The 25,789-nt window shown below is 42.3% G+C and carries 20 protein-coding genes; 11 read left to right on the top strand and 9 right to left on the bottom strand.

Annotation, left to right across the window (positions count from 1 at the left end):
- Positions 1-135 precede the first annotated feature (135 nt).
- From FQ083_RS05890 to FQ083_RS05900, 3 genes are all read left to right on the top strand, one after another.
- Positions 136-1,662: an aldehyde dehydrogenase family protein gene (locus FQ083_RS05890; protein WP_020444031.1), complete on the top strand. Its 1,527-nt coding sequence runs from the start codon at positions 136-138 to the stop codon at positions 1,660-1,662.
- 109 nt (positions 1,663-1,771) lie between these two features.
- A complete protein-coding gene (locus tag FQ083_RS05895; protein WP_020444032.1) occupies positions 1,772-2,098 on the top strand; it encodes a DUF779 domain-containing protein in 327 nt (108 codons plus the stop codon).
- Positions 2,099-2,302: 204 nt separating this feature from the next.
- A complete protein-coding gene (locus tag FQ083_RS05900; protein ID WP_149409198.1) occupies positions 2,303-3,946 on the top strand; it encodes a GMC family oxidoreductase in 1,644 nt (547 codons plus the stop codon).
- Between the two features lie 48 nt (positions 3,947-3,994).
- Here FQ083_RS05900 and FQ083_RS05905 read toward each other — a convergent pair whose 3' ends face one another.
- Positions 3,995-5,011 (bottom strand): NERD domain-containing protein, encoded by a 1,017-nt coding sequence (locus FQ083_RS05905; protein WP_149409199.1) that lies wholly within the window; start codon positions 5,009-5,011, stop codon positions 3,995-3,997.
- 257 nt (positions 5,012-5,268) lie between these two features.
- On the opposite strand from FQ083_RS05905, the gene FQ083_RS05910 reads away from it, so the two are divergent.
- Positions 5,269-5,871, top strand: a complete 603-nt coding sequence (locus FQ083_RS05910) for a YceI family protein (RefSeq protein ID WP_149409200.1) — start codon at positions 5,269-5,271, stop codon at positions 5,869-5,871.
- Positions 5,872-5,952: 81 nt separating this feature from the next.
- On the opposite strand, the gene tkt is transcribed toward FQ083_RS05910, so the two are convergent.
- Entirely contained in the window at positions 5,953-7,950 is a 1,998-nt protein-coding gene (tkt, locus tag FQ083_RS05915) for a transketolase (protein WP_149409201.1), read from the bottom strand.
- Positions 7,951-8,261: 311 nt separating this feature from the next.
- Positions 8,262-9,548 (bottom strand): serine--tRNA ligase, encoded by a 1,287-nt coding sequence (gene serS / locus FQ083_RS05920; RefSeq protein ID WP_149409202.1) that lies wholly within the window; start codon positions 9,546-9,548, stop codon positions 8,262-8,264.
- Positions 9,549-9,998: 450 nt separating this feature from the next.
- Here serS and FQ083_RS05925 point away from each other — a divergent pair, with 450 nt between their 5' ends.
- Complete coding sequence (locus FQ083_RS05925; RefSeq protein WP_149409203.1) at positions 9,999-10,661, top strand: YcxB family protein; 663 nt, start codon at positions 9,999-10,001, stop codon at positions 10,659-10,661.
- Positions 10,662-10,902: 241 nt separating this feature from the next.
- Positions 10,903-11,388 carry a Dps family protein gene (locus tag FQ083_RS05930; RefSeq protein WP_020444039.1) on the top strand — a complete coding sequence of 162 codons (486 nt, stop codon included), beginning with the start codon at positions 10,903-10,905 and terminating at the stop codon, positions 11,386-11,388.
- Between the two features lie 93 nt (positions 11,389-11,481).
- Here FQ083_RS05930 and FQ083_RS05935 read toward each other — a convergent pair whose 3' ends face one another.
- The 3 genes from FQ083_RS05935 to FQ083_RS05945 form a co-directional block, all read right to left on the bottom strand.
- Positions 11,482-12,183 (bottom strand): DUF2057 family protein, encoded by a 702-nt coding sequence (locus FQ083_RS05935; RefSeq protein ID WP_020444040.1) that lies wholly within the window; start codon positions 12,181-12,183, stop codon positions 11,482-11,484.
- A gap of 55 nt (positions 12,184-12,238) precedes the next feature.
- Positions 12,239-13,051 (bottom strand): DnaA regulatory inactivator Hda, encoded by an 813-nt coding sequence (hda, locus tag FQ083_RS05940; protein ID WP_011514174.1) that lies wholly within the window; start codon positions 13,049-13,051, stop codon positions 12,239-12,241.
- 272 nt (positions 13,052-13,323) lie between these two features.
- Positions 13,324-14,430, bottom strand: coding sequence for an AI-2E family transporter (locus FQ083_RS05945; protein WP_020444042.1), 1,107 nt, complete (start codon positions 14,428-14,430; stop codon positions 13,324-13,326).
- 363 nt (positions 14,431-14,793) lie between these two features.
- Here FQ083_RS05945 and purM point away from each other — a divergent pair, with 363 nt between their 5' ends.
- Positions 14,794-15,843: a phosphoribosylformylglycinamidine cyclo-ligase gene (gene purM, locus FQ083_RS05950; protein WP_149409204.1), complete on the top strand. Its 1,050-nt coding sequence runs from the start codon at positions 14,794-14,796 to the stop codon at positions 15,841-15,843.
- Positions 15,843-16,535, top strand: coding sequence for a phosphoribosylglycinamide formyltransferase (gene purN, locus FQ083_RS05955; protein WP_149409205.1), 693 nt, complete (start codon positions 15,843-15,845; stop codon positions 16,533-16,535). Before purM ends, purN begins: the two co-directional genes overlap by 1 nt.
- Before the next feature lie 138 nt (positions 16,536-16,673).
- On the opposite strand, the gene FQ083_RS05960 is transcribed toward purN, so the two are convergent.
- Together FQ083_RS05960 and FQ083_RS05965 are read right to left on the bottom strand one after the other, a co-directional pair.
- Positions 16,674-18,053 (bottom strand): NAD-dependent succinate-semialdehyde dehydrogenase, encoded by a 1,380-nt coding sequence (locus FQ083_RS05960; RefSeq protein ID WP_149409206.1) that lies wholly within the window; start codon positions 18,051-18,053, stop codon positions 16,674-16,676.
- A gap of 340 nt (positions 18,054-18,393) precedes the next feature.
- Complete coding sequence (locus tag FQ083_RS05965) at positions 18,394-19,383, bottom strand: LysR family transcriptional regulator (RefSeq protein WP_011514179.1); 990 nt, start codon at positions 19,381-19,383, stop codon at positions 18,394-18,396.
- A gap of 694 nt (positions 19,384-20,077) precedes the next feature.
- Here FQ083_RS05965 and FQ083_RS05970 point away from each other — a divergent pair.
- The gene (locus FQ083_RS05970) at positions 20,078-21,664 is read left to right on the top strand and encodes an isocitrate lyase (protein ID WP_011514180.1); all 1,587 of its coding nucleotides are present in this window, start codon (positions 20,078-20,080) and stop codon (positions 21,662-21,664) included.
- 269 nt (positions 21,665-21,933) lie between these two features.
- The gene (locus FQ083_RS05975) at positions 21,934-23,490 is read left to right on the top strand and encodes a CYTH and CHAD domain-containing protein (protein WP_149409207.1); all 1,557 of its coding nucleotides are present in this window, start codon (positions 21,934-21,936) and stop codon (positions 23,488-23,490) included.
- 132 nt (positions 23,491-23,622) lie between these two features.
- Here FQ083_RS05975 and FQ083_RS05980 read toward each other — a convergent pair whose 3' ends face one another.
- Positions 23,623-24,138 (bottom strand): L,D-transpeptidase, encoded by a 516-nt coding sequence (locus tag FQ083_RS05980; RefSeq protein ID WP_149409208.1) that lies wholly within the window; start codon positions 24,136-24,138, stop codon positions 23,623-23,625.
- 279 nt (positions 24,139-24,417) lie between these two features.
- On the opposite strand from FQ083_RS05980, the gene FQ083_RS05985 reads away from it, so the two are divergent.
- The gene (locus FQ083_RS05985; RefSeq protein ID WP_149409209.1) at positions 24,418-25,677 is read left to right on the top strand and encodes a hypothetical protein; all 1,260 of its coding nucleotides are present in this window, start codon (positions 24,418-24,420) and stop codon (positions 25,675-25,677) included.
- Positions 25,678-25,789 lie beyond the last annotated feature (112 nt).

Raw genomic sequence — 25,789 nt, forward strand, 5'->3', positions numbered from 1 at the left:
AGTTATGTGATACAAAGTATATCATTATAAAAAATCATTATCGCTTGGAGCCAAAGCTCAGTACGATAGAGTCATAGCTTGGTCAGGATGGTCAAGTAAGGCTATATAACTATATTACACAACAAGGAATCGTTTATGTTATACGCTTATCCCAATACTGAAAACAGTCCCGTCCAATTCCGCGAAAAATATGATAACTTTATCAATGGTGAGTGGGTCGCGCCAATCGATGGCGAATACTTTGACAACTCAAGTCCAATCGACGGTAAAATCTTCTGCCAGATCGCACGCTCAAAAGAAGCAGATGTCGAAGCAGCGCTAGATGCGGCTCATGCTGCCAAAGATGCTTGGGGCAAAACCAGTGTCACTGAACGCTCTAATATGTTGCTTAAACTTGCCGACGGTATCGAAGCCAATTTAGAGGCTATCGCTATCGCCGAGAGCTATGAAAACGGTAAACCGGTACGTGAAACTCTAGCCGCAGATATTCCAATCGCCATTGACCATTTGCGTTACTTCGCTGGTGTGATTCGCGCACAAGAAGGCGGCATTAGCCAAATTGATGAAGATACGGTCGCCTATCATTTTCATGAGCCACTTGGCGTCGTCGGTCAAATCATTCCTTGGAACTTCCCTATTCTAATGGCGATCTGGAAAATTGCTCCTGCTCTTGCAGCGGGTAACTGTGTCGTTCTTAAGCCTGCCGAGCAAACTCCTGCTTCTGTTTTGTATATGCTGGATTTAATAGGCGCAGCGGACATTCTTCCTAAAGGTGTTCTTAACGTCATTAACGGCTTCGGTGTTGAAGCTGGTAAACCAATTGCTTCTAATCCCCGTATCGATAAAGTGTCCTTTACCGGTGAGACCACCACTGGTCGCTTAATTATGCAATATGCCAGTGAAAATATCATTCCGGTGACTCTAGAGCTGGGTGGAAAAAGTCCGAATATCTTCTTTGCCGATATCATGGATGAAGACGATGATTTCTTAGACAAAGCCGTCGAAGGTTTGGTAATGTTTGCGCTAAACCAAGGCGAAGTTTGTACTTGCCCATCACGCGCGCTCGTACACGAAAGCATCTATGATGAATTTATGAAACGCTGTATCGCTCGCGTAAAAGCCATCAAAATGGGCAACCCGCTTGATACCGACACCATGATTGGCGCGCAAGCCAGCTCAGATCAGCTAGAAAAAATTCTCTCTTATCTCGATATCGGTAAAAAAGAAGGCGCAAAAGTCCTTGTTGGCGGTGAACTTGCCAAACATGATGGCGACATGGCAAACGGTTATTATGTACAACCAACCATCTTTGAAGGCACCAATGATATGCGCGTGTTCCAAGAAGAAATCTTTGGTCCTGTGCTAGCCGTTACCACTTTTAAAGACGATGAAGAAGCGATGGCGCTAGCCAATGACACTTTATATGGTCTTGGTGCTGGTGTCTGGACGCGTAATGGTACTCGTGCATATCGCTTCGGTCGTGGCATCAAAGCCGGTCGCGTTTGGACGAATTGCTATCACCTCTATCCTGCGCATTCAGCGTTTGGCGGCTACAAACAGTCAGGTATTGGCCGCGAAAACCATCTGATGATGCTAGATCATTATCAGCAGACCAAAAATATGCTGGTATCATACAGTCCTAAAGCGATGGGCTTCTTTTAATCTAAAACTCTGTACCTATTTTAGATAAATAAATGCAATCTATCGTAAGGTAGGTTGCATTTTTGCTTTAGCAAAGCACAAGCTATCCATGAATGATAAGGAAATTACTATGAACGTCACGGCGACAGAATCCTGTAAAGAGCTAATCGAACTATTAAAATCCAAGCATGGCGAATTGATGTTTCATCTATCAGGAGGCTGCTGCGATGGCAGCTCACCGATGTGTTATCCATTGGGCGAATTTAAGGTCGGCGGGCAAGATGTGCTGGTCGGTGAGCTCAGCGGCTGTCCGTTTTACATGGGCAAACCTCAATACAAATTGTGGCAACATACCGATCTGACTATTGATGTTGTCAATGGACGTGGTGCCAGTTTTTCACTTGAGATACCCGAAGGCAAGCGATTCATTGTGCGGTCAGAAGTCTGTGCGGTCTAACATTTAATAACAGATAATAAGATATCAGGCTGACTATGCTAGCTTTTTACCACTTAAACAATTGATATATATGAAAATTTACAACAACCTTATACTTTGTAGTCATTTTTACTTCATTATTGCAGCAAAATAATAGATACTCTAAAGCGTAACCTATTTCAATAAATACGTTTTAATGAGCATGGATGCTACAGGGAATATAAAATGGAACTTGATGGAAACTTTGATTACGTCATCGTTGGTGGCGGTTCAGCTGGTTGTGTGCTTGCCAGCCGATTAACAGAAAACCCAGACATCAGTGTCTGCTTGTTAGAATATGGTGGTGAGGGCAAAAACTTGGCAGTTCGCGTACCTGCTGGACTGATTTTGATGGTGCCGGGCAAGCCACTAAAATTAAACAATTGGTGCTTTCACACTACTCCGCAAACGCATCTTAATAACCGACGCGGCTTTCAACCACGCGGCCAATGTTTGGGCGGCTCCTCCGCTATCAATGCCATGATTTATACGCGTGGCAGTGCGCTTGATTATGAACGCTGGGTTGAGCAAGGTTGCATAGGCTGGGGTTTTGATGATGTACTACCCTACTTTATCAAATCAGAAAACAATATCCACGGCGCGGACGAGCTGCATGGTGATAGTGGACCACTGCATGTCAGTGATTTACTAAGTCCACGTGATATCTCAAAAGCCTTTGTAGAAGCTGCCATTGCCAATGGTTTAGATCAAAATGATGACTTTAACGGCAAAAAACAAGACGGTGCAGGATTATATCAAGTCACCCATTTTCATGGGGAAAAACAAGGTCAACGCTGCTCTGCGGCGGCGGCTTATTTACATCCAGTACAAAGCCGACCTAATTTAACCGTTATCACCCACGCACAAGCCAATCGCGTCATCTTTGATGGCAAGCAAGCGACTGGTGTGGCCTATGAAAAGGATGGTGTCGACCATACCGTGATGGCACGTCACGAAGTCATCTTATCAGGTGGTGCTTTTGGCTCACCCAAAGTTCTGATGCTATCAGGCATTGGTCCTGCTGAACATTTGCAGTCTCATGGCATCGATGTATTGGTAGATGCACCCGACGTTGGCGGTAACTTACAAGATCATTTAGATGTCGTCTTTGATTACGAGGTCAATACTACCGATGTCATCGGTCTTGGTATAGCAACTATTTCAACCTTGACCAAAAGTATTCGGCAATGGCGAAAAGATGGCACAGGTCTGTTATCTACCAATTATGCAGAAGCAGGCGCGTTCTTTAGCGTCGGTGACGACCCACAAGAATGGCCAAATACCCAGCTGCATTTTGTGATATCTCGCGTGATTGAACACGGACGTGATCTTAGACGGGGTTTTGCCGTTTCTTGTCATACCTGCTATTTACGCCCTGAAAGCCGTGGTACGGTCAGACTCGATTCTGCCAATCCCTCTGACGCCGTATTAATTGATCCAAACTATCTCTCGCATCCGAAAGATGTAGAGTATATGGTCGCTGGTGCAGAGCGTACGCGCGCCATTATGCAAGAGTCGCCAATGGCTGAATACATCACTGAGGACTACCCTGTGCCCTATATCGAAAAAGACGGTATGCTTGGCTATATTCGCAACAAGTCGGACACTATCTACCACCCTGTAGGCACTTGCCGTATGGGCTCAGACAGCGATTCAGTCGTTGATTTAGAATTAAAAGTACGCGGCGTAAATGGACTAAGGGTCATCGATGCTTCAGTGATGCCAACCTTAATCAGTGCCAATACCAATGCACCGACGATTATGATTGCTGAAAAAATAGCAGACCTTATCAAGGCGAATCACGTGCATGCTGAGTCAGTCCCTGCCTAACATAATTTAAGATGATTAATTGAGCCCAAAATCAAGTTTCATTTGGGCTCAATTTGTATTGACTACTCCGCGACATTTTGGAAATTGGCTACAACCAAAAAAGGTCTGCCCAAGATGTGCGCCTTTTTTTGCAACGCGTTTGACCATCTCACTATTACATCTCGGGCAAGTTGGTGCTTGGATGAAATTAGCTATATTTTCTATCGCCACAAGTGTCGCAGGGTAATGCACTTGTGGCTCAGTCTCTATAACCTCAAAGGGTGTGAGAAAAACCTTATCAGTAATATCATGCGGCGAACTTATCTGCTGAGTACTCAAACTATCAATTGGTAAATTGCTAGATTCAATCTCAGTTTGACCAGACCATCGATGCACTTCTCTGCTTTTCAGCCTGGCTCGTTTAGCCGTTTCTTTTACTATCGGTTCAGATGTAGACTTATCAATAGTTGTAGCAACTGACTTACCATTAGAGTTATTGCTAGACGACTTACTTGGATTGCTATGCTTATCCTTTAGATAGGCTTTGTGCTCTCTATTAGTGCGCCACGACTTACTAAATCTATTGCTTTCAATCTGAGCAACGATGGATGTGACCTCGTCTTCAGTAAGTATCTTATCCTGCTTTCTTTTAATATAAGACACCATCCCACTCGTCAATACGTGCTCCGGTAACTCATCGCGAGTTTTTAGCTCACATTCACCGATGAACGCAATCATCGAATGAAAGTAGCTCATATCTAATGCTAATAAATCCGCGAGCGTTTTAATATGCAAATAATTCTGACGTAATGGGTTTTGGAATTTATACTTGCGACCCATAATGACTTGCGTCCACTGTCTTTGCGCCTCATTACCAAATATCCAGCCTTTATAGTTTTTGGTTTCGATGACAAAGATGCCGTATTTAGAGACAATGACATGGTCGATTTGGGTACTACCACCATTGGCTAATGGCAAAGTGATATTATTTAAACGATGATAAAGGTCTTTTTCTAGCTTTAACCACATGGCAACATTAATGACTGTTTCGCCTAAGACACCTTTGAAGCTGGACATGAGGGACATAATCGTCTTCCAATAAAAAAGATAAAAACACTTATAATTAAAATAGTATGCTGTCTGTCTTAAACCATTTATCTAACACGCCTCAAGAGCTTATAACTTTAATAGTACATTGAAATCGCTTAATTGTAGTAGGATATCGCCTTACTATAGTCGATTGATTTTAAAAAGAATAGAGCACTGATTAATTACTATAGAACTACTTGAATTAAATTATTTTAACTACTGATATACCTCCTATCTCTCTTTGGATCAGACATATGACCACACCTGTCACCTCTTTGCTGAAAATCACACTCAGCAGCTGCCTACTATTATCATTACCAGTCATGGGATTGGCGGCGACCGTTCCGCAAAAATGGAAACTGGACGTCCCAAAGACCAATGTCGAGTTCGAGGTCAATTATTTGGGTAAAGCCACGACTGACGGCAGGTTCAATAAGGTCAATGGCGCCATCAATTATGATGTCAATAAACCTGCAAGCACGACCATTAATTTTACTGTTTTTACCAATAGTATCGATACTGATCGCAGTTTGAGAGATTCATTTTTGCGCCGAAAAGAATTGCTGAATACGAAACAATATCCGACGATGACTTTTGTTTCTAAAAAAGTCAGCATGATAAATGCTAAGGAAGCTAATGTGACCGGTGATTTTACGGTATTAGGTCAAACCAAACCTTTGACGGTGAGAGTAACGTTATCAGATGTAGAGAATGATCCTGTCACCTCTAGACCTACCTTAAAATTTCGCGCGACGGGCTTGGTAGATCGTTACAACTACGGGGTTACTGCTTTTCCAAAAGTGATTAGCAATATCATCCCACTTGAGATATCAGGGAAACTGATTGCTGCTAATTAAGCTCTGAAAGACTTAAAAGAACATAAAAAAAAGAGTTGCTAGAAATCATAGCAACTCTTTTTTTTGGGCAGTCTTAAATACTTACACCAAACTATTCACCGCCTCAACTACCGCGTCAGTCGTGATACCAAACTCTTTATATAGCTCATCAGCAGGTGCTGATTCACCATAAGTCGTCATACCGATGACTTTGCCATCTAGACCAACGAACTTATACCAGTAATCGACATGTGCCGCTTCGACTGCAACGCGTGCACGGATATTGGCTGGCAATACCGCTTCACGGTAGCTAGTATCTTGCTCAACGAAGATTTCTGCACACGGCATAGAGACCACACGTACACCGACGCCATTTTCGCTCAACGTCGCGTAAGCTTGCATAGCAAGACCGACTTCTGAGCCAGTTGCGATGATAATTGCTTGTAGCTCGCCTTGCTCTTTTGCAAGTACATAACCACCTTTGGTGATGTTTGCTACTTGCTCGCTGTCACGCGCTTGGTGTGGCAAGCTTTGACGGCTGAAAATCAAGGCAGATGGATTATTTTCTGATTTAATTGCCTCAACCCAAGCGCTTGCTGATTCGGTCGCATCACAAGGACGCCATGTACGTAGATTTGGCGTGGTACGCAAGCTGGTCAATTGCTCAACTGGCTGATGCGTTGGACCATCTTCACCCAGACCGATTGAGTCATGGGTATAGACATGAATCACACGCTGCTTCATGAGCGCGCCCATACGTACCGCATTACGTGCGTATTCCATAAACATAAGGAAGGTCGCAACATAAGGAACAAAGCCGCCATGCAGTGCGATGCCGTTAGCAATCGCCGTCATACCGAATTCGCGCACGCCATAATAGATATAGTTGCCAGCGTCATCGTCTTGGATGCCTTTGGCGTCTTTAAATAGCGTGAGGTTTGAGCCTGCTAAATCCGCCGAGCCACCAAGTAATTCTGGTAGTAATGGCTGTAAGGTATTGATCGCATTTTGGCTGGCTTTACGACTGGCAACATCACCGCCCTGCTCTTGAGTTTGCTGGATATACTCTTGCGCTTTTTGCTCAAAATCAGCTGGTAAGTCACCCTCTAAACGACGAAGTAACTCAGTTGCTAACTCTGGGTAAGCCTTCTTATAAGCGTCAAAGTTCGCGTTCCAGTTTTTCTGTAAGACGTCGCCTTTCGCTTTACCATCCCACGCTTGATAGATTTCATCATCTAGCTCAAACGGCGCATGCGTCCAAGATAATGCATCACGGGTTAAAACGATTTCATCATCGCCAAGTGGCGCGCCATGACTGGCTGCTAAGCCTTGTTTATTTGGGCTACCAGCGCCAATAGTCGTTTTGCAAATGATTAAGCTTGGCTTAGTCGTTTCTTTAATCGCTTGCTCAGTTGCTTGCGTAATCTCATCAGTATCATGACCATCGACCTTGATAACTTGCCAGCCATAAGACTCAAAGCGCGCTTGCGTATCATCAGTGAACCAACCTTCGACATTACCATCGATAGAGATGCCATTGTCATCATAGAAAAATACCAATTTGCCAAGCTCTAACGTGCCAGCCAATGAGCAGACTTCATGGCTAATACCTTCCATCAAGCAGCCATCGCCTAAAAACGCATAAGTATGATGATCGACAATATTATGACCATCACGATTAAATTGCGCTGCCAACGTTTTTTCTGCAATTGCAAAACCAACCGCATTGGCAATACCCTGCCCTAATGGACCAGTGGTGGTTTCAACACCTGGCGTATAGCCAAGCTCTGGATGACCTGGCGTTTTCGAATGTAATTGACGGAAACCTTTTAGGTCATCAACGCTCACGTCATAGCCTGATAAATGTAGCAATGAGTAGATCAGCATCGAGCCATGACCGTTTGATAAGACAAAACGGTCACGGTTGTGCCAGCTTGGGTCAGCAGGATTATGCTTCAAAAACTTGCGCCACAAAACTTCGGCAATATCAGCCATGCCCATTGGTGCACCCGGGTGTCCAGAATTGGCTTTTTGAACCGCGTCAAACGACAGTACGCGGATGGCATTGGCTAATTTACGTTCGCTAATTGGAGCTGGCATAGAGTGTCCTAATATTCGGGTAGAAGTATGGAGGATAAGAGGAGAGTTTACTCAGAGGGTCATAAAATAAGGACGCAATAGGCGCCCTTAACGAATAATCTGTAAATACAGGGGTAATATTAACATATTTGCACTCTATCTAGCCAAAAATGCGCTGACAGAACCGTTCGTATTTAATAATAATTTGTATCAGTTTTATCAATTTGACCGATACTTACTGTAATAAAACACAATCGGCGAGCCTGAATACCAACTCACTAATTGCATCACTCATCAAATAACTATATGTCAAAAACCCACATATCAAAAAACTATAATAAAATGGTGTCAGCACCGCCCATAAACGGACGCAATACTTCTGGAATCGTAATACTACCATCAGCATTTTGATAATTTTCCATCACTGCCAATAATGTACGACCTACTGCTAAACCCGAACCGTTTAAGGTATGTGCAAGACTGGTTTGTTTACCATCTTTAACACGTGTACCCATACGGCGTGCTTGGAAATCGCCGCAGTTTGAGCAGCTTGAGATTTCACGATAGGTATCTTGGCTTGGCAACCAGACTTCGATATCATAAGTTTTTTGGGCGGCAAAACCCATATCACCTGTGCACAGTTTAACGGTGCGGTATGGCAAATTAAGCTGCTGTAAGATAAATTCTGCTTGTTCAGTCATCGCTTCAAGCAGCTCATCTGATTGTTCAGCTGTGGCAATATTAACCATCTCAACTTTTTCAAACTGATGCTGACGAATCAGACCACGGGTATCACGACCATGCGAGCCAGCTTCACTACGGAAACACGGCGTATGCGCGGTAAACTTTAATGGCAGCTCTTTGATGTCCAAGCGCTCACCACGTACCAAGTTGGTCATCGGTACTTCTGCAGTTGGAATCAGATAAAAATCCATGTCATCATTATTCGTATGATTGCTTAGCTTAAACAAATCATCTTCAAACTTTGGCAGCTGACCTGTACCTTTTAAACTTTCAGAATTAACAATATACGGTACATAGGTTTCAGTATAGCCATACTTCATCGTATGGGTATTGAGCATAAACTGAATCAAGGCGCGATGCATCTGCGCCAATTGTCCTTTTAAGACATTAAAGCGACTTCCTGTAAGCTTGGTTGCTGCTTCAAAATCGAGCATACCAAGTGTCTCACCAATATGCGTATGATCTTTAATCTCAAAATCAAACTCACGCGGTATGCCCCATTTGCGTACTTCGACGTTATCGTCTTCTGATGTACCAACTGGCACATCTGCTGCTGGGATATTTGGAATTTGCATTGCCGCTTGGCTAATGCGCTCTTGTAAGGTACGTAGCTCGTCTTCGGCTGTCTTAATCTCACCACTGACACTTTGCATCTCAGCAAGCAACTCACTAGCATCTTCGCCAGATTTTTTAAGCACGCCAACTTGTTTTGCGCCTGTATTACGGCGCGACTGCAACTCTTCGGTCTTTACTTGTAGCGATTTACGTTCGTTCTCAATATTTTGCCAGAACGCTATATCAAGCGTATAACCACGGGTGGCCAATTGCTGCTGTAAATCTGTCAAATCGCCGCGTAAGAGTTTTGGGTCTATCATAATAGGTGCCTGTCGCGCTAAAAGTGGATAAAAGGTGTGAAAATAATGAAAATCTGAGCTCTATAGCCTGATTTTGCTTAAAATTAGGTGGTAGACGCTATAATACCAAGCTGCGGCTGTTTTGGCCATGTTTTGGCAGTTTTTTACCCATCTCTTGACTGAGTTTTGAGTTTCTATTCTCTTAATTTTTAAATAGGAAATAGTTATTCATATTAACGTGCTAATAATATAACTTAAGGTCGCAAGCTCTCTATAAATGTGACTTACCTTTACTAATGGCTTAAATATGGTGTCTATTAGCGAACAGAGTGGCTTATATGTTTCATTTAAGGGCGATTTTCGGTAAGATAAGCGCATATCTTTATTCTATTTCCAGCCAAATATTACCTTGTTGTCGACGTTTGGCGCTTTTAATTTAACGTTTTCACTATAAGTCTTTGAGAAACCTTTATGGCTCTGTACCCCTACACGCTGCAACCTGTTGCCTTAAACCTAACCGAGGCAGAATTCCACCAAGCACAGTATGAGCTATTTTCTAGTGCCAGCCCGTCATTTGGTCTGTCGAGTATCAAGCTTAAAGAATGGATTATCATGGCATTCGCTGTGGTTTTAGCCGTTGCTGGGCTGGTTTTTTTGACCGGTTATTCGACCATTATTTTCTGGCTGATGCTAGCAGCCGTTGTTATTTACCTACTGGTTCGTACGCTTGGTTTTAAATGGTATGTGAAAAGAGAGTTTGAGAAGCAAGTCGCTGAGCAAGAGATGCCTGATGAGATGCGCCAAATGAAACTGGGTGTACAGAAGCATGGTCTGGTAATGGCAGTGCCTGTTAATCAGTCAGATATGTTTAGTAGCAATCAGATGCGCGGTATGCAGATGCGTGCAGGTAGCACCCAACAAGCGGTGATTCCTTGGAGCACTGTGAAGAGCTGGGATGAGACCGACGACTATATCTTTATGATGTTTGAGATGAAAGGTCAGCAAGGCAGTCAGATTATTCCTAAACGCTTGCAAGCTCAAAAATTCCCTATCGATACGGTACGCCAGCATTTATTAGAAGTAGTCGCAGTAAAAGGTCTGAACTCTGAAAGCTTACAGATACCTGCTAAATAGGCTTAGCGCTTTCTGTTAGACCAAGGATTTAGTTGTTTTATAAAATATATTACAAATTTTAATTTGATTAATTTAACTTATTTTTGCATGCTTGCTACAATAGTAATCATCAAAGGTTGAGTAACGCGTAGTAAGCGGTTATTTAGGCTTTAGTTTAATAATCGCTCGCTATAAATTGCTTAAGTTTAAAGGTTTAATAACTTGATGTTTGAACCCTACACTCAATGAAAAGGATAATATAATGAGTAACAATAATAACGACACTAACCAGATCGGTCTAGAAAAAGCAGATATGAGCGAAGTCATCAGCAAGTTAAATGGTCTGCTATCTAGCTATCATATGTTTTATATCAATGTTCGTGGTTATCATTGGAACGTCAAAGGTGAGCATTTCTTCACTTTACATCCAAAGTTTGAAGAGCTATATACCGCGCTGCAAATCCAAATCGATGAAATCGCTGAACGTATTTTGACCCTAGGCGGCACACCGTTACATGCTTATAGCGATTTTGCTGAGCATACCAGCATTCAAGAAGATAAGAACGTTAAAGACGGCACTACTTGTGTTAAAGGCGTTGTGACAGGTTTACAAGAGCTAATTGAAGAACAACGTCAAGTATCGACTCTAGCAGCAGAAGCAGAAGATCAGGGTTCAGCGGATCTTGTTGATGCTTATGTACAAGAGCAAGAAAAATTAATATGGATGTATAATGCTTTTTTGGGCTAAAAGCTGAATAGTCACAAAATCTAAGATATAAAAAAAGCACCTAATATAGGTGCTTTTTTTATGTGCAATCTTTTTACTTTTTTATCTCAAAGCTTACTTTTGCATCCATTGACGCATTTTTTCACGCTCAGCAGGTGTGGCTTGTAGCCAAATTTGCATAAACTGATCAAGTGAACTGGTAGATGCGTTGACACTTGTCGTTTGCGTCACAGTAGCACCTGTAGTTGCTGACTTGTTAGTACTTACGGATGGCTGATCGAGTGCAGCTATCGCACGCTGGTTTTGTAGCTCAGCATCACCGCTACCACCGAATACGCCACCTAATGCTTTACCAAGACCTGAGAATAAGCTATTGCTATTACCACCGACACTTTCTTGACTGGCAATGATGGTGTTATTACTTTGTATCGCAAGCGTTGGACGCTCAGCATACTTCTTGGCAGCTGCATAGTCTTCTGGCTGATTTGGCATGGTTAAGCGATAGGTCTGATTGTCTGCCAATTCAGCGGCAACACTGACGTTACCTGAACGCAAATAATCATGCTCATCACGGCGCAGATCATAAAGACGATCATATTTAGCGGTAATCACATGCTTACCTGGCTGCAAGGTAAATGACTTGGTCAATGGCTGAAGAAGACTCTGTGTCAGCTCTTGACCATTAATTGCCGTCACTTTAATATGATCATCGACCACTAAAGTAACTGCTGCTTGAGACAGCATAGACACAGAAGCTGCCCCAACAAACACAGCGCTGATAGACAGTTTTTTTAGCAAAGACGCATTTGATTTCATAATTTTTCCAATAGTAGTAAAAAGCATTTCGGATAGAAAGTTTGTGTTCTGACTGCTAAAAATCAAGTGGCATCGTATGCTGAGTATGATGGTCTTGATCAGCGGCATCATTGTCTACTTGCGATTCCTGTGCGATATCAGCAAGTTCAGCAGCAAGCGTCTGCTCATCAATCGTACGCAGCGCGTCAGCAATGACCGCTTTTGATATATTACTACGACCCAAGTTGGAGAACATGGGTTGAATGTAATTGAGCACCTCCATCATTGCACCAATACGATGCGGTCCTTCAGTGAGCAGATAATTGGTAATACGTTCATCAAACTGCCAACCACGTCTGCGCAATATCGACTGTAATAATGCTTCGCGGTCTGCAAAATCATGTCCTGTCGGTACTTTGAATGAGGGCGCTTGTGCCAAACGGGTGAGCAAATCTCTCAATTGAAACGGCAGCTCGGATGCAGGCTTATTAGCGGCAAATAAAAGTTGGCGCTGCCCTTCGCGGCTACGATTGATCAGATGAAATAAAGCTTCTTGCCATTGACTGTTTTGTTCAATGACTTCCAAATCATCGATCGCAATCAAAGAGAAATTTTCTAGCGATGATAATACATTGACATCGGTATGAATCAGCTCGTTTAACGACAGACAAATCGCTGACTTGTCCATCTCAATAAAAGACTCACAAATAGCGGATAATAAGTGCGATTTGCCAGTAGCAGGACTGCCAAATAGGTACAGCTGACCTATCAGGCCGACATGGAGCTGCCGTACTGCATCGATAATAGACATCCAACCCGGACCAGCGAAGTCGCTGAGACTTGCATCATGCTTTATGTCCAGATTGAGACTTAGCTGTGCTTCTGCCATGAATCATCAACTCGGTTTGCGTAGCACAATCAATAAAAAGGCTAAACGACTAATATACTTATAAACTGACTTTGGTAAAATTCATTTTAGCCAAAGCCAACCTAGTAAAGGTCAATACCGTTACTACTGCGCCTATATATAACATATTTGCAAAATGACTGACAAGTCTTTTACCCATAACACCCAATCAATCCTGTTTTATCACGCAGGCAAACGACTATGATATGCCCTGTCACATCGAGGACTTTCTGGCAGTTATACATACAACAACATTATTTTTTTTCAAACAATGCCAACTGCTTACGACCTTTATAAAAGTCAGTCGTTTGATAATGAGTATAAAAGTGACGGAATAACACGTTCAAGACAGCAGACACTGGCAGCGCAATCAGCATACCAACGAAACCGAGCAAACTTGCACCTGCCAGTACCGAAAATATTACCCATAATGGCGATAGACCAATTTTGTCGCCCAATAGTAACGGTTGCAAGATATAGCCTTCGGCAGCTTGTCCAATCAAGAATGCGCCAGCAATCAAGGATAAATACGTCCAATCTAGGCCAAACTGAAACAGACAGGCAATAATCGCGGCAACGAAGCCAATCCCAAAGCCCAAATACGGTACAAAGCTAGCAATACCTGCAACCATACCAATAATCAGCCCAAGCTCAAGCCCGATAAGCTGCAATTGCACGGCATAAATAGCACCTAGTAATACCATCACCAATAGCTGACCTTTAATAAAAGCCATCAACGCACGGTCACACTCTTGCGCAATTTGAATCACTTTTTTACAGTATGGCGCAGGTATCGCCATTTTCCATGTATGTAAGCGTTGATCCCAATTAAATAAGAAATAAAAGGTCAAAATCGGCACCAGTACAATCAGCCCAGCATTATTGATAAAGTTCATGCTAGACGCCAGTATTTGGCTCATCATGGTACCGGCATCTTCAAACTTATAATTGGTTTGCATGTATTCAACCAAGGTCTCAGAGAAGCCCTTAGACTCAAGCTCTGGTAGACGAATACGGCTATTACTAGCAAACCATTCACGGACGACTTCATTATACCAAGTTAAAAGCTGTGGCAGATAATCCCATGCTGCTTGCAGCTGATGCCACAATGTCGGTATCAACCACCAGAGTAGTAGCACCATACTCAGCGTAATCGTCGAATACACAATAATAATGGCAATCCAACGTTTGATATATTTTGATAAGCGTTTAACCAATGGATTAAACAAATAAGCCAATACAAAAGCAAAGACAAACGGCACAATGACCGGCATCATTAAATACAATAAAACCATAGCCACAACAATAGCAACGACGATAAATAGGCGTCGAAAAAAGGGGTCTATTGATTGGTTTGTCATGAAGGCTAGTCCTACGAATGGGCTTATTTAAAAGAGTGATTTGATTTAAAGTTGATGATAGATCTTATTGAACGACAACATTCCAATAGCAAACAGTTATTGACCATAATTTTAGCCTTCTATTATCGCAGAGTCCTATAAAAAAGCCGTCATTTTTTGTTTCTTAATTTTCATGTCATCTTTATTGCCGTCTTTCTGAAATATTAGATAGATATCAAGCAAATTTAGGTCAAATAAAAGCAAGTTGTTTTGCGAGTAAGGGTGATTTTTGGGTATAATGCGCGCACAATCTGCAAAATTCATATGACCGACACGCGTTTTTACTGACTGACCTTCATTCCCTATAAAATTTGTGAGATGACCATGAGTAACAAGCCTTCTTTAAGCTACAAAGATGCTGGCGTTGATATTGATGCTGGCGATGCGTTGGTGCAACGTATTAAATCCGTGGCAAAAGCCACCTCACGTCCTGAAGTGGTGGGCGGACTTGGCGGCTTTGGGGCGCTTTGTCGCATTCCGACTGGTTACACCTCACCGTTATTAGTTTCGGGTACTGACGGTGTCGGCACCAAGCTTAAACTGGCATTACAACTAAACCGCCATGACACCATCGGTATCGACTTAGTCGCTATGTGTGTCAACGACTTATTGGTTTGCGGTGCTGAGCCTTTGTTTTTCTTAGACTACTATGCAACTGGTAAGCTTGACGTCGATGTTGCAGCTACTGTTGTTACGGGTATTGGTGAAGGTTGTAAATTATCAAATTGCGCGCTTATCGGCGGCGAAACGGCTGAGATGCCAGGCATGTATCAGGACGACGATTATGACCTAGCGGGATTCTGCGTCGGTGTGGTTGAAGAAGCGGAAGTTATCACTGGCGAAAACGTGGCAGAAGGTGATGTACTGATTGCCCTTGCCTCAAGTGGCGCGCATTCTAATGGCTACTCATTGGTACGTAAAGTCATTGAAGTCAGCGGTGTGGATGTGACTAGTAGCAATGAGCAGCTAGATGGTCAGTCTATCCAAGATGCCTTGATGGCACCGACACGTATTTATGTTAAAGCGATTAAAGCGCTACAAGATACCCTTGGTAGCTCAGCCCTACATGCGATGTCACATATTACTGGCGGCGGCTTAACCGATAACCTGCCACGTGTATTACCTGAAACGCTAGCCGCTAGCATCGATACCAATAGCTGGCAGTTCTCAGAGCTATTCACTTGGTTACAAACCCAAGGTAATATCGAGCAAAGCGAGATGTATCGTACCTTTAACTGCGGCGTTGGGTTTGTTATCGTCGTACCAAAAGATAAAGCAGAAGCTGCTATCCAAACCTTGAATGATGCTGGCGAAAAAGCATGGGAATTAGGTGAAATGGTTAGTCGCGAAGCGGATGCTGTGGTGTACCGTTAATGCTAGCCAATAACACCAGTCATGCCAACAAGCCATTACGCATTGCTGTTTTGGTATCTGGTAGCGGTAGCAACTTACAAGTATTGATTGATACTATGCAAGCTGGTGCGCTACCGGTTGAGATTGTCGGCGTTATTAGTAACCGTGAAGATGCTTATGCCATCACACGCGCTAAAGATGCTGACATTCCTGTGGCGGTCTTATCTCACGTTGCTAGCGGCAAACGCATGGGAATCAAAACTTTTGAGAGTCATGCCAGCGCCCAACTAACCACATGGCAACCTGACCTGATTGTGTTAGCTGGTTTTATGCGTGTTTTAAGTGCTGGTTTTATTGATAACACGCCAGCACCAATGATTAATCTGCATCCTGCACTCTTGCCTGCTTATAAAGGTTTGGATACTCATCAGCGTGTCATTCAAGCAGGTGAGCGTCAGCACGGCTGTAGCATTCATTTCGTTACCGCTGAGCTCGACGCGGGCGCTGTTTTGACCCAAGCCTGGCTAGAAGTGCATCAAAAAGATACTGCTGACAGTTTGCAAACCCGCGTGCAAAAGCTTGAACATCAGCTGTTACCTTGGACAATTTTGCTACTAGCCAAAGGTGTATTATCGTTGAACAACGAGCAATTATTAAATCAGCAACGCACCTGTATGCCGACGCTACCTTTGAAGCTATATTTAAACAGTTAAAGCAATAGCAACAAGCACAGAAAGATAGCACTCATTTCAAAATATTGACCAAAAAGCCCAGTCACTCAATTTATGAATGACTGGGCTTTTCGCTACTTAATACTTAAAGCGTTTTAGCTTTAAAAGCTGTATACAGTCTTAGCTGTTATGAACGTGTACACCTTTGATGTTTACGAACTCTTTGATACCGAAACCACCATGCTCGCGACCATGACCCGAGTTTTTCACGCCGCCAAAGGGTAATGCTGGATTTGCAAGGCCATAACCATTGATATAGACCATACCCGTATCAAATTGCTCATTGGCTAGACGGATAGCTTTATCTTCGTCTTTAGAGAAAATAGCGCCACCTAAGCCATAACGGCTGTCGTTAGCAATACGTAACGCATCGTCTTGATCTTCAGCACGTATTAGTGATGCTACTGGACCAAACAGCTCATCATCGTAAGCTGGCTGACCTTTTTCAACATTTTCCAAGATAGTCGCTGGATAAAAGCTCCCTTTACCTTCTGGCAATTTACCACCAACAGAGATAGTAGCGCCTTTACTGACACTCTCCTCTACTTGCGCATGCAATTTTTCTTGCAGATCTTTACGCGCTAATGGACCAAGATCAGAGCTGTCATCCATAGGATCGCCGGCTTTTTTACTTGCAAACTCTTCAACGATGCGCTTACGGAACTCGTCATACAAGCTATCAACAACGATAAAGCGCTTTGCAGCAACACAAGTTTCGCCATTATTTATAAGACGCGCTAAAGTACAAGTTTGTACGGCAAGCTCCAAATCGGCATCTTCTAGAACGATAAATGCATCATTTGAGCCCAACTCTAGGACTGCTTTTTTGATTGCTTTTGCTGCTTGCTGACCGACAATGCTACCTGCACCATCACTACCAGTAAGCGTCACGCCGCGTACTTTATCATTACCAATTAACTTTTCTGACTGATCATGATCAATGAGAATCGTACGGAACAAATCGTTCGGTAAGTCAGACTCATGGAATATTTTTTCAATTAATAAGCCAGAACCAGTCACGTTTGCTGCGTGCTTAAGCAAAATACTGTTACCTGCCATCAAATTGGCGATGGTATAACGGAACACTTGATAAGCTGGAAAGTTCCAAGGCTGCATACCGTAGATAACGCCAATAGGTTGATAAGTGACAATACCCTTTTTGAGACCTTCGATATCACGTTCATCATCAGCAAGTGCTGCCACACCTTTCTCTGCCGTATAATCACAAATCGCTTTACACAGATCAATTTCTTGTAAACTCTGACTATATAGTTTACCGCGCTCCTCAGTCATAAGACGGGACAGCTCCTCTTTGTACTTCATCAAGGTCTCGCCAATAGAGTTAATGACCTTCGCACGCTCTTCATGGCTAGTTTTACGCCATTCTAGAAACGCTTGGTGCGAGGCTTCAACAATGTTGTTGACCTCATCATTACTCATATAATTATATTCTTTAATGTCTTCGCCTGTTGCTGGGTTTACAGTAGTAATATCTGCCATGATTATTATCCTTATTTATTAGAATGTCTTGAGTCTATAAAACAACCTATTCCTAACAGCTCAACTTTATAGAACAACTTAACAATAGATATTTTATTCATCATTTTTCTTAATGTTCGACTATCATAACAAAGTGCTTGGTGAGTAGGTTTACAAGTTATAAAGAATTGTGCGTAAGATGTTAAGAATGTGACGGTGTTATTAAGCAAACCTAAATCTTGTATAGAGCCTCTCATGCAGAGAGTTTTGACAACTTTAGACAAATAAAAAACCAGCACGATGGCTGGTTTGATACATAATGGAGCTTTAGAAGACCATATACATTTGTACAATAAACAACCTAAAACAAGTGATTGATTACAGGAATTTCTTGTGGTGGATTTTCTTCATCATTAACGATTTGACGTGCCACATGCATAATAAGCTGACGTAACCAGCGATGCGCCGGATGATGCTGCAATAACGGCGACCACGCCATCGTTAGTTCAAATTCTGGTATAAAAAACGGTGGCTCTTCCATAATAATACTGTCGTTATTGGCCTGCATTTTTGCGACACGGGTCGGTAAAGTCGCAATCAAATCTTTGTTTGCTGCCAGCATAGCAGGCATCTGATAGTGACGGGTAAAGACGCTGATTTGACGTTTTTGACCTAAACGCTGCAAAGCTTGATCGATAGAACCTAAGCCACCAGATTTTTCCGGATTGACACCAAAGCCCACGCCCATACCAGTTTTTGATACCCAAACGTGCTGCGCTTTAAGATAATTTTTAAGATTAAAGCGATGAGCATAAGGACTTTCAGACGATAACAGGCAGCTAAAGGTATCACGCCATACCAATACTTGATGGAAGCTTTGCGGGATCTCGTTAAAACGGTTGATTGCCAAATCTACACGTCCCTGCTCCATATCACGATAAGACACATCCGATGGCGTTAAGAAATCTAAAATGACATTGGGTGCCTCTGAGCGTAGCGCTTTCACCAACTTTGGTACCAAGGTCGCCTCAGCATAATCTGATGTCATAATACGAAAAACACGTGAGGTACTATAAGGACGAAACTCAGTACGTGGCTCTAACACTTGTGTCAAATCGGCAAGTATCTCACGGATACGAGGCTGTAATTCAAGGGCGCGCTCGGTCGGTGTCATCCCTTCTGATGAACGCACCAATAAAGGGTCGTTAAATAACTTACGCAAGCGGCGCAAAATATTACTCATCGCCGGCTGAGTAATGCCTAGCTGCTCAGCGGCGCGCGTTACGTTTTTTTCTCGCAACAACACATCCAAATGTACCAATAAATTTAAATCAACCCGCTGCAAATTCATATATGTGTCTCTTTATCTTAGAATAAATACCATCATAAACGTGATATTTTCTATCCTATAATTTATTACAATTCATCCCTAACAGCATGATATAAGGATATTTTTATGTTAATTATTTTGGAATATGCTTATTATAACTGAATATACCCATCACAAGCCATTGTTTTGTATATACTATAATTAAACGAAATACCCAAGATAATAATCATAAACTAGATAAATCAAGGTAACCTAGCTATAGTGGCTAGCAAGCGCTCATTAGAGACTATTCAACATTAGACCGTTACTACATATTTCAATGAATGAGTTACTAAGTGCATTTTATCGTATTTTCATGCTGAAATACGGACATAAAATTTATAACAGCATCTTATAGAAATTTAGTTTTTTTGTGCTTATTTTTCAGGCTTGGACAAATATCTTATATGCTTTAGGGTAATAGTTACTTCAGTAGTAAAACATACTTATAAAACAACCAATTAACTCTGAAATAATTGTTCAAAAAAGAGACTTAAAAATAAAAGCTGACCAAATAGACAGGTTTTAATTGCTTTTATCACCATTTTCTTATAGTTTAGTAGAGACTGCTCACGGAAGAAGCTTATATTTCAAATTTTTACTTCTGCCAGCATCTTTATATATAGACCAAAATTATTTTAATTTACTTATTTATTCACCACCAAGGAGACTATAGATGTCAACTGCATATAAATCAGCGATCGATTTAGTACGTGAACTAAAACAAAAACACGGTAACTGGCAGAACATCAGCGAAACTGATGCGGCACGTATGATGGCACAAAACCGCTTCAAAACAGGTTTAGATATTGCTAAGTACACCGCAAAAATTATGCGTCAAGACATGGAAGAGTATGACAATGACACGTCTCAATACACCCAGTCTCTAGGTGCATGGCATGGTTTTGTTGCACAGCAAACCATGTATGCGAAGAAAAAATATTTTGGCACAACATCTAAAACTTACATCTACCTATCTGGTTGGATGGTAGCAGCTCTACGTTCTGAGTTTGGTCCTTTGCCTGACCAATCTATGCACGAAAAAACGTCTGTACCTAAGCTGATTGCAGAGATCTACACTTTCTTGCGTCAAGCGGATGCAAAAGTATTGAACGATTATTTCCGTGAGCTAAACGCTGCTGAAGAAGCGGGTCAAGATACCTCAGCTATCTTAGAAAAAATCGAAAACTTTGATTCACATGTTGTGCCAATCATTGCAGATATCGATGCAGGTTTCGGTAACGAAGAAGCAACGTATTTATTGACCAAACAAATGATTGAAGCGGGTGCTTGTGCCATTCAGGTTGAAAACCAAGTATCTGATGCTAAGCAATGTGGTCATCAAGCGGGTAAAGTTACCGTACCGCATGAAGACTTCATCTCTAAAATAAACGCGATTCGTTATGCATTCTTAGAGCTTGGTGTTGAAGACGGTGTTATCGTTGCTCGTACTGACTCTGAAGGCGCGTCATTAACGCAAAAAATCCCAGTATCAAATGAGCCAGGCGATCTTGCTTCTCAGTACATCGATTTTATCGAGATGGAAGAAGTCACGCTAGAAAACGCCAAAGAGAACGACAGCTTACTCAAGCATAACGGCAAATTAGTACGTCCAGTTCGTTTGCCTAACGGTTTATATCAGTTCCGTGAAGACACCAATATCGACCGCGTGGTCCTTGACTGTGTAACTGCTCTAGAAAACGGCGCTGATCTACTATGGATTGAAACACCGACTCCAGACGTAGCACACATCAAAATGATGGTTGACCGTATTAAAGAGCAACAGCCAAAAGCCAAGCTTGTATACAACAACAGCCCATCATTCAACTGGACGCTGAACTTCCGTAAGCAAATCATCGCTCAGTGGGAAGAAGAAGGTAAAGACCTATCTGCCTATAATAAAGCTGACTTGATGAGTGCTGATTACGATGGTACTGAGCTTGATACAGCAGCTGACGAAGCGGCTAGAAACTTCCAACGCGATGCAGCACGTGAAGCGGGTGTATTCCATCACTTAATCACGCTACCTACTTATCACACCACAGCTCTTAGCGTACATGAACTTGCTAAAGGCTACTTCGGTGAAGATGGTATGCTTGCTTATGCAGCTGGCGTACAACGTAAAGAAATCCGTGAAGGCATCGCTTGTGTTAAACACCAAGCAATGGCGGGTTCTGACCTTGGTGATGATCATAAAGAGATCTTCTCTGGTGAAAACGCCCTTAAAGCTGGCGGCGGCAAGAACACGATGAACCAGTTCTAATGTCTAACCACTTATAAGTACATTTTATAAGTAAAAGTTTTGAGAAAAGCCGTCCTACATGGTAGGGCGGCTTTTTTGTGCGCTATAAATAACGATATCTACCCAGATAACAGAGCTATTCAGTCACTGTTTTAATTAACTGATGTTCATTTACTCAATAATTATTTGGCTCGATTTAGCCAACCAAAACGAAAGTTTTACTTGTTATTCACTGATAGCTTTCATACGATGGTAATAATATAAATTTATTAAAACAATCAGGAGCCATCATGCAAGAAATAGAGCTGAAATTCTTGGTGCCAGAGTCGCGATTAAAAGGGCTTATGCGCCAAGCGAAAGTCAAATCATCACAAGTAACACAACTGGCTGCGCATTATTATGACACCCCTGACCAGCAGCTTGCACAGGCTGGTATTGGCCTGCGTATTCGTCAGGAGGGTGATGCTTGGGTGCAGACTATCAAAGCGGGCGGCGATGGTATCGCAGCGCGCCTAGAGCACAATGCCACCTTAGATAATGAGCAGGTACAAGCCATGCTCGATAATAACGCGCTGATGCCTGATTTAACGATTTATAAAGATAGCCTTATTGCCCCAGCATTGACAGATTTTAAGCTCAAAAAATTGGCTAAAAAACTGACCCGTTTATATGTGACTGATGTAGAGCGTACTACCCGCTTATTGATAGAAGATACGAGCGATGAAGTCGTTAACAGTATTGAGATGGCTTACGACTATGGAGAAATTATCCATGGCACCGATGACACTCAAAGAGACGCCATTCAAGAAGTTGAATTTGAGCTCACATCCGGTGAGTTAGATTTTTTATTTACGACGGCTAAAACGTGGTGTCAACGTCATAAACTGTGCCTTTCTACCGTGACCAAAGCAGAGCGTGGCGGCTTGCTTATTAAGGGACAAAATTATAGCTCAGCCACTGCTGCTGACTTGAGCATCCTTAGTATCAATAAAAAAATCACTATGCCTGCTTTTTTACGCGCTGTCGTGCATAACTGCTTATTGCAAATACTCCCAAATAGCAGCGCCATCGTGGCAGGCAGTAAAGACGATAGTCACCTTTTACAGCTATCTATCGGTATAGAGCGCTTGCACACTGTACTACAAGCATTTGATAGCTTCTCAGATGAGATCAATCCGGATTGGTCAGCCATACTGCAACAAACTGCTACTTTACTCGCTGATTATCGTAAGCTTGCTCATCTTAGTATTCATATTGAACCAATGTTACAACAGCACGGTGCACCTATCGTTGATTGGACAGCGGATATTGATGCTATCAAAATTACACCAATGACTGCAATCAGTGCTAACGACTTCCAGATCGTGTTGCTTGAGCTCATCGCCTTTACTATGAGCGACCCTAGCCTTGAGCCTCAAACAGATAAGCTGGCTATCAATAAGCTTGAAAAAGTACTTATTAAATACTATGACAAATTACTTGAAGCTGAGCAATATTTAGAGGACAGCCATGATGATTCAGATAGTGAGTTAGAGGAAGAATCCATCATAAAAGCATTGCATAACCTACATGCTCATCTGAAAAATCTATGTTCTATCAGCGAATTAGTAGCACCTTTGTATAGCAAAAAGAAAACCAAGCGCTGGCTAAAACGTGCCGTAAAAGCACAGAAAGCACTGGGTCAACAGCTCGATATGATTGACTATCAGAAGTACTATCAAAGTAAAGCCAGCTCTGACTCTGCTGCTTTATATGCGGCAGGCTGGTTAAATGCTGCTTCGATACCAATCGAAAAAGCCACAGAAAAACATTTGGATAGATTTCATGAGTGCTCTGTATTTTGGTAATTGAGTATATTGTCATTTGATGTTTATCAATATTAGAGAAAAAGATAGCCCACTGAATAAGGGTTGTCTTTTTTATATCGTCGACTCAATTTATAATCCATACATTACTACTACAGCTACTTAATACTACTTTTATTGGGCGATAATATTCACTGCTGTCCCTTCCTCAACCTGCTCAAACAATTCGATAATATCTTGATTGCGCATACGTACGCAGCCATGTGAGAGTGGCACGCTCATCGGCTCACTGTCAGGCGTTCCATGAATATAGATATAACGCTGATAAGTATCGCAGCTACCTTGACTATTACTGCCTTTATTCAAGCTTTCCTCAAAACCGCTTAGCCAAAGAATGCGGCTTAGTATCCAATCACGTTTAGGGTTCAATGCCCCAAGCTCAGCATTATATATTTCTCCCGTCGCTATACGTCCAATAAATACCATATGACTTGGCGCATTGCCGCCTATTTTTTCTGCAATGATATGCTGACCAAGTGGTGTACAACCACTGTCTTGTTGACTGCCTATTCCATTTTTGGCTGTTGATATAGGATATTCAGCAATAACTTTTTGCCGCCTATAAACGGTCAAAGTTTGCTGAGCAATGCTAATCACTATCTGGGTCGTAATATTTTCGTTATCTGTCATAGCAATTTTCCGGCAGTTATTTCGATTATGGCTGTTATAGTCGATTCAATTTAAAAAGAATACAGTACTGTTTGAATAAATTTTGCGAAGCCTCTGGAGTGCGAAGCGCACAGCAAGCGAGAGAAATTTATCTCAGCATAATGCTATTCTGAACGTAACTTTTTTATATTGAACTCACCATAGCAGCATAAAAATGAGTGACTCTTTCTATTATCAAGGGATTGTATCAAGACATTTGACACCGTAATATAGGGGCACACTTTTTGATGCTAGCAGATTATGACGACTATTTCACCGACACGGGTGTCGATGTATGATTTTCTATATCAAGATACCAAGCCATTGGTGTCATTATTAGCAGATGCAGCAGCGCTGTCATTGCCGCAAGCGCGTTTGGCAATGGATGCCAGCTTGCAAGCGATTATCAGCGCCCTTCTCGCGTATCAGCAGCGCCATCAAGGACAAGCTCTAAGCAAAAAGCTATTTGGTCGCAGTGCCGTCAAAGAAATGCGCCAGTACAATTCTATGAATTTTGCCACTCTAAATACAACGTTGTATCATCGCCATGATGCCGCCGATGCGATATTCCATGATAATGCACGGGTGAGCAAAGCCAGTGAGTATATTGCAGCACAGATTGACGCGAAGGCGCCACAAGTACAAATCTTGCTTACTACCCTATGCGTCATTGTGCTACGTGAGCTTGCTATTTTGGTTGAGTATAGCCAACTTGATCATGATGAGGTGAATAAATGGTTCGCCTTACAGCCACAATTTTTGTCCAAAGCGCGTTTTGCTATCCCTGTCTCAAATTTAGCTGTTAACGAATCAGCTGATGATAGCGATGAGGCACAAACCACATTGTCAGCAATAGAAGCGGTAAAAATACAGTCAGTAGCTAGCGACGAGCGTTACTTAATAATCACTGAGCAATTGACAGAGAACCCGCCAGCTTTTGATCCTTACTGGTATGAGCTGACAGCATTCATACCCGAACAATTTGAGCCAGTAAAAGACATGCAGTTAGCGACTGGTAACTACTTAAAAGCCATTGGACGCTCAGCTGAAAACATTCAACAAGGTAAACACAATGACTTATTGATGTTTGCACCGATGACGGCTATTGGCTTGCCACATCAACGCTGGCTAGTACAACTGGCTAAAATATCAGAGATATATTTGCAGCGTAATCGATTACGCATTACTTCTGAACCTATCAACCCACCAAAGCCGCCGTTGGTTAGCTCAGGATTGCTGAGCAGTAATAGCAACAATGATAATACACCAAGCACCCTTAGCGAAAAGCCGATTGAATACGAGGCATCAGTCCCCCTATGGAAAAATCCCGTCATTCTGCTGATTATTCTCGTGATTGGTGGGCTTGGAATATTGGCAACCATCAAATATCAAACGCAAAAATCTAACGGTGTCATACTTGCTACAGAGGAAGTGTTAGAAGAGCGACAGCAGCAAGATGTGGCTATCGTTATGGTGAACGAAGATACCACTGCTGATGATAAAAAATCAAAAGCTGAATAAAACATAGCTATCTTTAAAATAGTATCGTAGAAATCGATCAGCAAAAAAAAGAGGCGCTATTTATATAGCACCTCTTTTTTGATCGGTCATTTAACAAAATGATTTAAGAAAT

This window comes from Psychrobacter sp. ANT_H59 (assembly GCF_008369225.1).
GTDB lineage: Bacteria > Pseudomonadota > Gammaproteobacteria > Pseudomonadales > Moraxellaceae > Psychrobacter > Psychrobacter cryohalolentis.

Coding starts and splice junctions, on each gene's coding strand:
- FQ083_RS05945 (WP_020444042.1), bottom strand. CDS start 14,430: ATGACAAACCAATCAATAGACCCCTTTTTTCGACGCCTATTTATCGTC.
- FQ083_RS05960 (WP_149409206.1), bottom strand. CDS start 18,053: ATGGCAGATATTACTACTGTAAACCCAGCAACAGGCGAAGACATTAAA.
- FQ083_RS05965 (WP_011514179.1), bottom strand. CDS start 19,383: ATGAATTTGCAGCGGGTTGATTTAAATTTATTGGTACATTTGGATGTG.
- hda (WP_011514174.1), bottom strand. CDS start 13,051: ATGGCAGAAGCACAGCTAAGTCTCAATCTGGACATAAAGCATGATGCA.
- FQ083_RS05910 (WP_149409200.1), top strand. CDS start 5,269: ATGACCACACCTGTCACCTCTTTGCTGAAAATCACACTCAGCAGCTGC.
- FQ083_RS05900 (WP_149409198.1), top strand. CDS start 2,303: ATGGAACTTGATGGAAACTTTGATTACGTCATCGTTGGTGGCGGTTCA.
- FQ083_RS05970 (WP_011514180.1), top strand. CDS start 20,078: ATGTCAACTGCATATAAATCAGCGATCGATTTAGTACGTGAACTAAAA.
- FQ083_RS05890 (WP_020444031.1), top strand. CDS start 136: ATGTTATACGCTTATCCCAATACTGAAAACAGTCCCGTCCAATTCCGC.
- FQ083_RS05895 (WP_020444032.1), top strand. CDS start 1,772: ATGAACGTCACGGCGACAGAATCCTGTAAAGAGCTAATCGAACTATTA.
- purN (WP_149409205.1), top strand. CDS start 15,843: ATGCTAGCCAATAACACCAGTCATGCCAACAAGCCATTACGCATTGCT.
- FQ083_RS05925 (WP_149409203.1), top strand. CDS start 9,999: ATGGCTCTGTACCCCTACACGCTGCAACCTGTTGCCTTAAACCTAACC.
- FQ083_RS05975 (WP_149409207.1), top strand. CDS start 21,934: ATGCAAGAAATAGAGCTGAAATTCTTGGTGCCAGAGTCGCGATTAAAA.
- FQ083_RS05985 (WP_149409209.1), top strand. CDS start 24,418: ATGACGACTATTTCACCGACACGGGTGTCGATGTATGATTTTCTATAT.
- tkt (WP_149409201.1), bottom strand. CDS start 7,950: ATGCCAGCTCCAATTAGCGAACGTAAATTAGCCAATGCCATCCGCGTA.
- FQ083_RS05980 (WP_149409208.1), bottom strand. CDS start 24,138: ATGACAGATAACGAAAATATTACGACCCAGATAGTGATTAGCATTGCT.
- purM (WP_149409204.1), top strand. CDS start 14,794: ATGAGTAACAAGCCTTCTTTAAGCTACAAAGATGCTGGCGTTGATATT.
- FQ083_RS05935 (WP_020444040.1), bottom strand. CDS start 12,183: ATGAAATCAAATGCGTCTTTGCTAAAAAAACTGTCTATCAGCGCTGTG.
- FQ083_RS05905 (WP_149409199.1), bottom strand. CDS start 5,011: ATGTCCCTCATGTCCAGCTTCAAAGGTGTCTTAGGCGAAACAGTCATT.
- FQ083_RS05930 (WP_020444039.1), top strand. CDS start 10,903: ATGAGTAACAATAATAACGACACTAACCAGATCGGTCTAGAAAAAGCA.
- serS (WP_149409202.1), bottom strand. CDS start 9,548: ATGATAGACCCAAAACTCTTACGCGGCGATTTGACAGATTTACAGCAG.